We start from the raw sequence: 11,629 nt of genomic DNA, 5'->3' as shown, positions 1-11,629 counted from the left end.
AGTCGCGTTTTTTAACGCTGGCCGAGGCGGGTTTCGCCGAACAGGTTTTTCATTTCCCGGGGCTGGGAGCGCCAGTACTGCGGCGGTGCAGCAACCTGGGTGCCCAGCGCGGCGGCCGCATGCCATGGCCAGCGCGGGTTGTACAGCATGGCGCGCGCCAGGCCCACCATGTCGGCCTGGCTGTTGGCAATGATCGCTTCGGCGTGCAGCGGCTCGGTGATCAGTCCCACGCCGATGGTCGGCAAGCCTGTTTCGGCCTTGATGCGCTGCGCAAAATGGACCTGGTAGCCCGGGCCGAGCGGGATTTGCTGCAGCGGCGAGACGCCGCCGCTGGAGACGTGGATAAAGTCGGCGCCGCGCTGTTTCAACTGCTGCGCCAGCGCCACGCTTTGCTCGATGTCCCAGCCGTCCTCGACCCAATCCGAGGCCGACAGGCGCATGCCGATCGCCACTTCGCGCGGCAGCGCTGCGCGCACGGCATCGAACACCTCGAGCGGGAAGCGCATGCGGTTTTCCAGCGCGCCGCCGTACTGGTCGCTGCGCTGGTTGGCCAGCGGCGACAGGAACTGGTGCAGCAGGTAGCCGTGGGCGCCGTGCAGTTCGATGGCTTCGATGCCGAGGGCATGCACGCGCAAAGCGGCGTTCACGAAATCGGCTTTGACCTTGGCCAGCCCGGCATCGTCGAGCGCCAGCGGCGCGGGATCGGAGGCCGCATGCGGCAGCGCCGAAGGGGCGACCGTCTGCCAGCCGCCGCCCTGCCCCGGCGGCAATGCCTGCCCGCCTTCGAATGGCGGTGCGCTGGAAGCCTTGCGCCCCGCGTGGGCCAGCTGCACTGCGAGCCTGATTGGCGAGTGGCGGCGGATCGCCTGCACGACGGGTGCAAGCGCCTGCCGGTGTGCGTCGGACCACAGCCCGAGGTCGGCCGGCGAAATGCGGCCTTCGGGAGAAATCGCGGTCGCTTCCAGGATCAGCAGGCCGGCGCCCGATAGCGCCAGGTGGCCGTAGTGGATCATGTGCCAGTCGGCCGCAAGGCCTTCACTGGCGCAGTATTGGCACATGGGCGCGATGGCGATGCGGTTCGCCAGCTCCAGCCGGCCCAGTGCATAAGGGGAGAACAGGTGGCTCATAAAGTTACAAGTACTTACTATTGATACAGGCTTACGCCTAGCTTGGCGCGGCATGCATTGGTAACCTGCGAAGCATGCAAAACCGCTACTGAGAAGGAGCCAGCCATGTACCGTAAAATCCCGACCGTGTCGTCCCGCTTCAATCCAATGAAAGCGATCTCAGTGAGCGTGCTCCTGTTGACCATGGCAGCGACCTACGCCCTGCAGGTCAGCATTTAACCCTGGTAAGGACCCAGGTAGTCGATCTTGCCGATCTTGACGCCCTGGTTGCGAAGGATGTCGTGCAGCGTCACGACATGGAAGTAGAAGTTCGGCAGCGCGAAAGTCAGCATATAGCTCTCGCCAGTGAAGGTTGGCTTGAAGCTGCCGAAACTCAGTGCCACCTCTTTCGTTTCGCTGTTCGCGAAATGCTCTTCCCCCACGCTTTCAATGTAGGCGATCGTATTCGCAATGCGCTCCTGCAGCTGCTCGAAACTGGCTTCGTTGTCGGGGAATTTCGGCGCGGCGATACCGCTCAGGCGTTCAATGGATAGTTTGCTGGTATCGCTGGCGCGCTGTACCTGTGCGGCCAGCGGCAGCATGTCGTCGGCCAGGCGGGCCGACAGCAGCGTTTCCGGGACTTTGCCGGTTTCCTCGGCGTGGGCCTGCGCCTTGCGCAGCAGGCCCACCATCACGTTCAGGCCGCGCACGAAAACGGGCGCGGAAACTTTATACATGGACAGGGACATGCGCTACTCCTTTCCGGTGGGTGTCCGGGAAGTGTAGCGCAATCCTTCAATTGACGCGTGTGACCATCAATCCGGCCCGCAGGCCGATGCGAACGTCGGGGTTGGGGAAGACCACCAGTTCTTCATCGTGCTGCACGGTGTAGACGGTGTCGCCGTCGCGGGCGATCTCGTCGCCCTTCTTCAGCGCGGTGAAGTTCTGCGTTTCTTTGCCGAAGGCCATCTTGAAGTTGTCGCTCAGTTTGATGATGTTCCGGGCAACCTTGAAGACGTGCGGTTCGCTGGCGCCCTGCGCCGGGGCTTTGCCGCGCAGCAGGCGCTCCAGCGCCAGCCTGGCGTCCTCGAACTGGGTGAGGTCGTTCTGGCCCAGGGTGCCGATTCGGCCCAGCTCAATCGTGGTGCCGGCGGCGGCGTGGTGCTCGGCGCTGTAATAGCTGTAAGTGCCGGCCGACGATGGGTTCATGATGATGGCGCCGATGGCGGCCTCGCCCAGCCAGCCGACCAGTTGCCGTTTCGCGTCGTCTGCGACCAGGTCGGGAACGATGGCGAAGGTCGGGTACAGGCTGGGGCGGATTGCGGTGTGCAGGTCGAGGTGCCAGCGTTCTTTGCCGGCGCCGGCGAAGAATTCGCTGGTCGCTGCAATCATCACGTCGGCGCGGGCGGCTTCGGCGGTGCCGGCCAGGGCGCCGCGTTCAGCGCGGAACATGCGGTTCAGGTCTGCATCGATGAAGCGCCTGGCCTGGCGGATGGCGCCGATGTTGCCGACGCAGAGCATCAGGTCGACCTGCAGCGCCTGCGGGTCTTGCGCCAGGGCGTCGAGCAGGTAGGCTACCAGCTCGATTGGTCCGGTTTCGTCGCCGTGCACGCCGACCGAGACCAGCACTGCTGGGCGGCCGGGCTGCTGGCTGCGGATCGTGAGGATACCGTCGGCGGGTTGGGCCACCTTGAAGCCGGCGGAGGTGAAGCGGGTTGCTACCGCGCTGAAGTCGGCTTCAGCGAGGGCGCGCACTGCGGGGGGGATCGTTTGATTATCTGCCATTCTTTGTTGCTGTTACTTTCTGCTCCGCTAAAACCGGGAAACCAGTGTCAGACCCGCAGGGTCTGACACTTATACGCGGCGGCCGCATACTTGATTGAGGGACGGGTTTCAGGCCGCCATGCCAACCGCGTTGACCGCCTCCGACAACGCCCACACATCCAGCATCGCCTGCTCCAGGTCCGCCGACGCAGCATAGCCGGACAGGCCCAGGGTGCAGGTCACCAGCTCGACCGCCTCGGCCGCGTCATGGCCGTTGGTGGCGCGTGCCAGCACCTGCGACAGCAACTTCTGCTGCGTGCGGCGCAAGGCTTGCTGCGCGTAGCTGCGCAAATGTTCCTGCGACTTCGACGTGGCCGGCAGCTTGAGGCCGCGTTCCAGCGTATCGATACCCGCCTGCGAACGCAGGGCCATGCCAACCGCCAGGAAGCCCGGCAGGTCCATGCCCGCAGGACGCTTGACCGACAGCGCCGCGAATACGAATGCCGCCACGCCTTCCAGCGCATCGACCGCATTCCATGCCTGCACGAACTCGGCGCGCAGGCCGCTGTGGGTGGCAGCTTCCGACTGTACGTCGGCAGCCATCTTGCGCACGGTGGCAGGATCGGCGAACAGCCTGGTCAGCTCGGCAATGCCGGCGCCGCGCAGCTGGTCTTTCGACACGCCCAGCGCGCCTTCCATCACCGCCTTCAGCATGGCGCGGGTGCGGGCATCGACGCGCATCGCTACATTGCGCGGCACATTCAGTGCGTCGGCATCCAGGGTGTCGAAGATCGGCGCCAGGTCCAGCGCCGACCATGCCTGGCCCCAGGCCAGGATCACATCCTGTTCGGAGCCGTTGCTGGCAGCCGCCAGGTCGCGGATCATCAATGGGCCGCAGCGGTTCACCACTTCGTTCGCCAGTACGGTCGCCAGGATGGCGTTCGACAACGGATGGTTCAGCGGCGGACGGGTTGCCACCAGTTGCTCAGGGAAGTAAGGCCGCAGCACCTTTTCCGCCCAGCTTTCATCCGTCAGCGGCAGCGCCGACAGCAGGCGCTTGTAGCGGTTCTTCACGTTGGCGATGACAACCGCCAGCTCCGGCGTCGTCAGGCCGCGGCCATCGGCCTTGCGGCGCGCCAGTTCGGCCACGCTTGGCAGGTGCTCCAGCTCCCGCGACAGTGCGCCTTCCTCTTCCAGGTCGGCGATCAGGTCGGCGTAGCCGTCCTGCACATGCGCTTCCGACTGGGCCTGGAATTCGCGTACCAGCAAACGGGTTTGCTGCGTGTTGTCGCGCAGGACCAGGCGCTCGACTTCCATGGTCATGTCGTTCAGCAGCTGGTTACGCGCCGCCTCCGTGGTCTGGCCCGCGTTCACTTCCACGTCCAGCCACATCTTGCAGTTCACTTCGTGGTCGGAGCAATCCACGCCGGCCGAGTTGTCGATCGCGTCGGTGAAGATGCGGCCGCCGGCCAGCGCGAATTCGATCCGGCCGGCCTGGGTCGCGCCCAGGTTGCCGCCTTCCGATACGACCTTGCAGCGCAGCTCATTGCCGCTGACCCGGATATTGTCGTTGGCGCGGTCTTTCACCTGCGCATGGGTTTCGGTCGAAGACTTGATGTAGGTACCGATGCCGCCGTTGTAGAACAGGTCCACAGGCGCCAGCAGGATGCGATGCATCAGCTCTTCCGGCGTCAGCGAGGTTTCCGCGATGTCCAGCGCGGCGCGGATTTCAGGCGACAGCTCGATGGTACGGGCGGTACGCGGGAACACACCGCCGCCCTTCGAGATCAGGTCCTTGCTGTAGTCCTCCCACGAGGAGCGCGGCAGCGCGAACATGCGCTGGCGTTCGGCGAACGATTTCGCGGTATCCGGATTCGGGTCGAGGAAGATGTGGCGGTGGTCGAAGGCCGCCAGCAGCTTGATCTGGTTCGACAGCAGCACGCCGTTGCCGAACACGTCGCCCGACATATCGCCCACGCCCACCACGGTGAACGGGGTGGTGTTCATGTCGTGGCCCATCTCGTAGAAGTGGCGCTTGACCGCTTCGAACGCGCCCTTGGCGGTGATGCCCATTTTCTTGTGGTCATAGCCGTTGGAGCCGCCGGACGCAAACGCGTCGCCCAGCCAGAAGCCGCGCTTGACCGCAATACTGTTGGCGATGTCGGAGAAAGTTGCGGTGCCCTTGTCGGCAGCCACCACCAGGTACGGGTCGTCGTTATCGTAGCGGACGGTGTCTTCAGGCGCAACAATCCTGCCCAGCACGCGGTTGTCGGTCATTTCCAGCAGGCTGGCGATGAACAAACGGTAGACTGCTTCGCCTTCCGCAGCAATCACGTCGCGCGGCGCGTCTTTCGGCATCTGCTTGCAGACGAAGCCGCCCTTCGCGCCGGCAGGCACGATCACGGCGTTCTTCACCATCTGCGCCTTCACCAGGCCCAGGACTTCGGTGCGGTAGTCCTCCATGCGGTCCGACCAGCGCAGGCCGCCGCGGGCGACCGGGCCGCCGCGCAGGTGCACGCCTTCGAAGCGGCGCGAGAACACATAGATCTCGCGGAACGGACGCGGTTCCGGTACCAGGTGCAGGTTGCTGGTGTCGAACTTGAAGATGATCTTGTCGCCCTGGCCTGCGTTCTGGAAGTAGTTGGTGCGCAGGGTCGCCAGCATCAGGTCGATCATGGCCGCGAAGATCACTTCGGAGTCGGCGTGGTTGATCGAAGACAGGCGGCCCTTGATGGCCAGCAGCTTGTCCCTGGCGGCGGTGCGGGTTGCTTCCGGCAGCGCCGGGTCGAAGCGCTCTTTCCACGCGTCGACCAGCTCCTTCACCAGCGCCGGGTGGCGGCGCAGGATTTCCGCCATGTAGCGCACGGTGAACTGGGTGCCGGCCTGGCGCCAGTAGCTCATGTAGGCACGCACCAGCTGCACTTCGCGCAGGCGCAGGCCGCCCTCAACGACCAGGCCATTCAGGCGGCCGTCTTCGGCTTCGTTGTTGAACAGGGCGTTGAACAGGTCTTCCGCCACTTGCACCACGCCAGGGCGCGACAGCTCAAGCGCGCTTTGGGCATCAACTGCCAGGCTGGTCACGTAGTGCTTCTTGCCGTCCGCAGTGCGGATGGTGTGGGCGGATTCGCGCTCGATGGCGACGCCGGCGTTATGCAGCGCCGGCAGGATCGACGACAGTGCAGGCACGCGGTCCACCGAATACAGGCGGATGGTGGTGGAAGCGTTGCTGTCCGAAGGCAGTTCGACGCGCACTGCGACGCGCTCGTCCACGCCGTTGCGCAGGATCTTGTCCAGGTCGTGGAAGGCCACTGCTGGCGGCGTTGCGGCCACATAGTCGACCGGCAAGGTGGAGCACAGCTTGCGCAGGCTGTTGCGCAGAGGCTCTTCGCCGACCTTGTCGGCCAGTTCGGAGAACTGGTCATGCCAGCCGTCCAGCACCGTCAGCAGTGGACGCTGGATATCGCTTTCCAGGTCCAGCGGGTAGCGCGCGGCGTGGGCGATCAGGTACAGGCGCGCCAGCGGGCCGTCCGACACCAGGGTTTGCGAGCTGACGTGGGTGGCGCCCGAGCTTTCCTGCAGGGCGCGCGCCAGTGCGTGCGCCACGGAAGCGGAGTAGCGTTCGCGCGGCAGGTAGACCAGCACGTTCAGGTGGCGGGCGTAGACGTCGCGGCGGGCAAAGACTTTGGCGCGCGGCTGCTTGTACAGCGACACCACGGCGCCGCAGACTTCAGCCAGCCATTCCGGTTCCGCTTCCAGCGCTTCGGTGCGCGGCAGCGATTCCAGGATCTCGATGAATTTCTCGGCGCGGAAACCGGTCTCGCGCACCCCTGCGATTTTCAGCACTTGAGCGATGCGGCCGCGCGCGAACGGCAGGCGGGCCAGCGGCGTCAGGTTGGCGGCACGGGTGAACAGGCCGACGAAGCAGTGCTCGCCCAGGATGGCGCCCTTGCCGTCGGTGTGGCGCACGCCGATGAAGTCCAGCGACTGGTCGCGGTGCAGGGTGCCGCCCACGTCGGCCTTGACGATCGACAGGGTGTGGGCGCGCTTGGACAGGGTGTCGAAGTCGCCAGGAATATTGGCCAGGCAAGTGCCATAGATCGGGTGCGCGGTGTCCTGCAGCACGCCGATGCGGCTAGCGATGTCGCGTTCCAGTTCGCGCGCGCCCGGCTTCACCTGGTAGTAGGCGTAGCCGTGCACTTCGAAGCCTTCGTCGCGGGCCCACTGCAGGAAGGCTGCTACTTCCTGGCCCTCTTCGCCATGGCCTGCGGAGTCGGTGGCGACGGCAGTAAAGCGCTCCTTCATTGCGGCCTGGTCGCGCTTCACAATGGCGGCATCGCGCGCCACCATTTCGATGCGCTCGGTCAGCTCTTTCAGTGCGCCGTCTTCCAGCTTTTCGGACAGCAGGCACAGGACCATGGATTCGAGCTTGTCGCCTTTCTGGCCGACTGCTTTCACCGAACCGTCGGCAGCGCGGCGCACCGGCAGCACGGCATTCAGCACGCCGTTGGAGCCGACGCGCAGTTTGCGCAGGGCGATCACGATGGAGTCGACCAGGTAAGGCATGTCGTCGTTGACGATCAGCAGCGCGGTAGCGTGGCCGCCGCGTGCTTCCTGGTATTGGAGCTTGGCGATCTGGCAGCCGGTACCGGTGCGCTTGGCCAGCTGGGTGAAACCTTCCACAAGGACCGGGGCCAGGCTGCCGGGGGACAGGTCGGCCAGGTCTTCATCGTCGAGGGAGCCGAGCCAGGCTTCGATCAGTTGTGCGATCGGGCCGCTGGCTTTGACCAGTTCGAGCGTTTGCTTGCGCAACTCTTGTGGCATTTGTTTCATCTGCTTCTCCAATAACAGTTGTAAAAAATGGGGACGTACCCCATTTTTTGTTTCTTATTCCAGATCGTAGAGGCCTGGTAGGCCGAGGATCTGTTCCAGCTCTTTCAATGCGGTATGCACTTCGACAGCCAATTGCGGATCTGCTAAATCTTTTGGTTCCAAATGGTCGCGGTAGTGTTTCTCGACCCATGCGACCAGGCTATGGTACAGCGTTTCGGTCATCACCACACCCTGGTGCATGGCGCCCGCTTCCGCCTCGGTCAGGGCCACGCGCAGGCGCAGGCAGGCAGGTCCGCCGCCGTTGCGCATCGACTGGCGCAGGTCGAAGTGGATCAGTTCATTCACCGGGCCGCCGGAGGCAAGCAGCTTTTCCAGGAAGGCCGCAACGGCCGGGATCTCCTGGCATTCGTGCGGCGTGACCAGGGCCATCTTGCCGTCCGGCTTGGACAGCAACTGGGTGTTGAACAGGTAGGAGGAAACCGCATCGGCCACCGATACTTCGGCGGTTGGCACGCGAATCGCAACCAGCTCGGCGCCAACGCCCTGCATCGCAGCGCGGATCGCAGCCAGCGCGGCCTGCTCATCGGCGAACGCCTGCTCGTGGTAGAACAGCACATTGCCATTGCCCACGGCGATCACGTCATTGTGGAACACACCCTGGTCGATCACGTCCGGGTTTTGCTGCACGAACACGCAGCGCGCGGGATCAAGGCCATGCAGGCGCGCCACAGCCTTCGACGCTTCCAGCGTATGGCGGGCCGGGAATTTCTTCGGCGCCGGAGCGCTCGGATCGAATTCCACGCGGCCGTAGACGAACAGCTCCACGGCCGGATTGCCATGCTGGTCGCACAGGCGCGTATGGTTGGCCGCGCCTTCATCGCCAAAGGCCGGTGTGCCAGGGAGGGCGTCGTGCACCGCGAAGAAACGCTCATCCTTGAAAATGGCACGCAGCGCGCGGGCCGATTGAACGTGCTCGAAGGCGCGGTGCAGCTTGTTGTTCAGGTTTGCCGCGGTGAAGTGCACGCGGCCATCCCTGGTGTCGGCCGACGGGCTGACGGTGGCGGCGTTTGCGGTCCACATCGGCGAGGCCGAATAGGCGCAGGCCAGCACCACCGGCGAATCGTTGTACGCCTGGGCGATCACCTCGGCGTCGGTGCCGGCGTAGCCCAGGCTGCGCAGCAGGCGGAAATTCGGGCGATCCTGCGGCGGCAGCAGCGCCTGCGCGAAACCGCGCTTGGCCAGTTCGCGCATCTTGGCCAGGCCCTGCAGGGCAGCCTGTTTCGGATTGGACGCGCTCTTGACGTTGCTGAACGAGGCGACGTTGCCGAACGACAGGCCGGCGTAGTTGTGCGACGGCCCAACCAAACCGTCGAGGTTGTATTCGCGTGCAGTAGGCATGGCCATCCTCAGAAGTTCATGCCAGGCGACAGCTTGGCCGGCATTTCAAGGGCGCTGTTCTCGATCGAAGCGACCGGGTAGGCGCAGTAGTCCGCTGCATAGTATGCGCTGGGACGGTGGTTGCCGGACTTGCCGACGCCGCCGAACGGTGCCGAACTGGCGGCGCCGGTGGTTGGACGGTTCCAGTTCACGATGCCAGCGCGGGCGCGCAGCTGGAACTTCTGCCACAGCGCTTCGTCGGTCGACAGCAGGGCCGCCGCCAGGCCGTAGCCGGTGTTGTTGGCAACGCGGATCGCGGCATCGAAATCGTCGACGCGGATGACCTGGGCCAGTGGACCGAACCACTCTTCGTCAGCAATACCTTGGGCCTCGGTGGTGTCGACGATGCCGGCGGAGACGAAGCCGGTGCCCGGCTCCAGCTGGCGCATTTCCAGCAGCAGCCTGCCGCCCTTGGCCACCATGTCGGCTTGCGCCTGCACCAGCTTTTCAGCCACGGCAGCGGAAACCACAGGGCCCATGAACGGTGCCGGTTCGGCGGCCGGAGCGCCTACGCCCAGCTTCGACGCCACTTCGACGAAGCGCTTGACGAAGGCATCGCCCTGTTCGCCCTTCGGCACGATCACCCGGCGCGCGCAGGTGCAGCGCTGGCCGGCGGAGATGAAGGACGAGGACACGGCCATGAAGACGGCGGCATCGATATCGGTCGGGTTCCACACGATCAGCGGATTGTTGCCGCCCATTTCCAGCGCCAGCAGCTTGCCCGGCTGGCCGGCGAACTGCTTGTGCAGCGCCGCGCCGGTCTGGCTGGAGCCGGTGAACAGCACGCCGTCGATTTCAGCATTCCGGCCCAGAGCAATCCCGGTTTCGCGGCCGCCGTTGACCAGGTTGATCACGCCGGCAGGCGCGCCCGCCTTTTCCCACAGCGCCACGGTCTTGATGGCGGTGCGCGGAGCGTATTCGCTAGGCTTGAACACCACGGTGTTGCCGGCGATCAGGGCCGGCACGATATGGCCGTTCGGCAGGTGGCCAGGGAAGTTGTAGGGACCGAACACGCCGAATACGCCATGCGGACGGTGGCGCAGCACGGCTTCGCCATCGGCGACCTTGGACGATACCACGCCGGTACGCGAGCCGTAGGAGGTAATCGAGATATCCACCTTGTTGGCCATGGTGGTGACTTCGGTGCGCGCTTCCCACAGCGGCTTGCCGACTTCTTCGGAGATGGTCTGCGCCAGGTCTTCCGCGTTTTCCTTCAGCAGGTCGCGGAACTTGGTGACGATGGCGATGCGCTCTTCCAGCGGACGGTAGGCCCAGGCTTCAAAAGCGGCGCGCGCGGCGCGGGCGGCTTCGGCCACATCGTCAGCGGCCGACTCCTGCGACGCGTAGGTCTGCTTGCCGTCGGCAGGGTTGGTGGTCTTGATGGTCTCGCCGTGACCCGCTTTCCATTGGCCGTTGATGAAATTGCTCAGTTCAGACATTCTGGTTCTTCCTCACGTTGAGAGACAGGGTGCGCACGGTTTCGCCCGAGTGGCAGTGCAGCAGTGCTTGTTCCTCCTTCGACAGGTCAATGCTGCCGTCGGACGGATTGGCGTCGGTCAGGATCATGCGGAAATCCTGCATGACCGTGTTCGACACCAGGTATGGTTCGGTGGTGTGCAGGGCGCAGGCATGCGCCGTGTCGGTATCGCGCTCCACGGTGGCCAGCTCGCTGTCGCGCATCGCGCGCAGCTCGGTCACGCGGGCTTGCAGCACCGGGCCGGCGTCGAAGATATCGACATAGCCTTCGTAGTGCAGGCCTTCCTGCTCCAGCAGGCGGCGCGCCGGCGCCGTGGCCTGGTGCACCTTGCCGATCGCTTCCTGCGCGTCTTTGGGCAGGTAGTCAACATACAGGGGCTGGCGCGGCATCAGTTCGGCGATGAAGGACTTTTTGCCCAGCGCGGTCAGGTCGTCCACGTGATGGAAGTCCATCTTGAAGAAGTAGCGGCCCAGGCCTTCGTAGAACGGCGAGGTGCCGTCTTCCGCCTGGTAGCCGCGCATCTCGGCAATGATCTTCTGCTCGAACAGGTGCGGGAACTGGGCGATGAACAGGAAGCGCGATTTCGACAGCAGCTTGCCGTTATTGCCCTGGCGGTAGTCCGGGTGCAGGAACAGGGAGCACAGCTCGGAGCAGCCGGTCAGGTCGTTCGACAGGTACAACGTATCCATGCGGGTGAACACGTTCAGCTCGCGGCTGGAGTGCACCAGGGTGCCGATGCGGTAGTTGTAGAACGGCTCGGTCAGGCCGACCGCGCCCTTGATGGCGCACACGCCAGCCAGGCGGCCAGTTTCGGTGTCTTCCATCACGAACATATAGTCGCGTTCTTCCGGCGGGATGGTTTCGGCGAAGGACGCCACCGCCACGGCGACGCGGTCGCCCATCATCTTCATGTCCGGCTTGAGCGTGGTCATGCCGGTGCCAACCTGGCTGGCCAGGTTGAACAATCCGTCCAGGTCATTCGCTTTAATGGCGCGTACAACTAGCATAGGTATTC

The 11,629-nt window shown here is 64.6% G+C and carries 7 protein-coding genes; all 7 read right to left on the bottom strand.

Annotated elements, in window-relative coordinates; translation table 11 throughout:
- Positions 1-11: 11 nt before the first annotated feature.
- The 7 genes from ASE26_RS27210 to astA all read right to left on the bottom strand — a co-directional run bounded on the left by ASE26_RS27210 (position 12) and on the right by astA (position 11,621).
- Complete coding sequence (locus ASE26_RS27210) at positions 12-1,127, bottom strand: NADH:flavin oxidoreductase/NADH oxidase (protein WP_057247303.1); 1,116 nt, start codon at positions 1,125-1,127, stop codon at positions 12-14.
- A 215-nt stretch (positions 1,128-1,342) separates the two neighbouring features.
- Entirely contained in the window at positions 1,343-1,855 is a 513-nt protein-coding gene (locus ASE26_RS27205) for a DUF1993 family protein (RefSeq protein ID WP_057247302.1), read from the bottom strand.
- Between the two features lie 46 nt (positions 1,856-1,901).
- Positions 1,902-2,891 carry a succinylglutamate desuccinylase gene (locus tag ASE26_RS27200; RefSeq protein ID WP_057247301.1) on the bottom strand — a complete coding sequence of 330 codons (990 nt, stop codon included), beginning with the start codon at positions 2,889-2,891 and terminating at the stop codon, positions 1,902-1,904.
- A 108-nt stretch (positions 2,892-2,999) separates the two neighbouring features.
- The gene (locus ASE26_RS27195) at positions 3,000-7,700 is read right to left on the bottom strand and encodes an NAD-glutamate dehydrogenase domain-containing protein (RefSeq protein ID WP_057247300.1); all 4,701 of its coding nucleotides are present in this window, start codon (positions 7,698-7,700) and stop codon (positions 3,000-3,002) included.
- A gap of 54 nt (positions 7,701-7,754) precedes the next feature.
- Positions 7,755-9,098 carry an N-succinylarginine dihydrolase gene (gene astB / locus ASE26_RS27190; RefSeq protein ID WP_057247344.1) on the bottom strand — a complete coding sequence of 448 codons (1,344 nt, stop codon included), beginning with the start codon at positions 9,096-9,098 and terminating at the stop codon, positions 7,755-7,757.
- An 8-nt stretch (positions 9,099-9,106) separates the two neighbouring features.
- Complete coding sequence (gene astD / locus ASE26_RS27185; RefSeq protein WP_057247299.1) at positions 9,107-10,576, bottom strand: succinylglutamate-semialdehyde dehydrogenase; 1,470 nt, start codon at positions 10,574-10,576, stop codon at positions 9,107-9,109.
- Positions 10,569-11,621, bottom strand: coding sequence for an arginine N-succinyltransferase (astA, locus tag ASE26_RS27180; RefSeq protein WP_055934341.1), 1,053 nt, complete (start codon positions 11,619-11,621; stop codon positions 10,569-10,571). Before astA ends, astD begins: the two co-directional genes overlap by 8 nt.
- Positions 11,622-11,629: the final 8 nt, after the last annotated feature.

The sequence above is a fragment of the Duganella sp. Root198D2 genome (genome assembly GCF_001428585.1).
Classification (GTDB): Bacteria; Pseudomonadota; Gammaproteobacteria; order Burkholderiales; family Burkholderiaceae_D; genus Rugamonas.
This window is presented reverse-complemented; position numbering and strand designations above follow the sequence as displayed.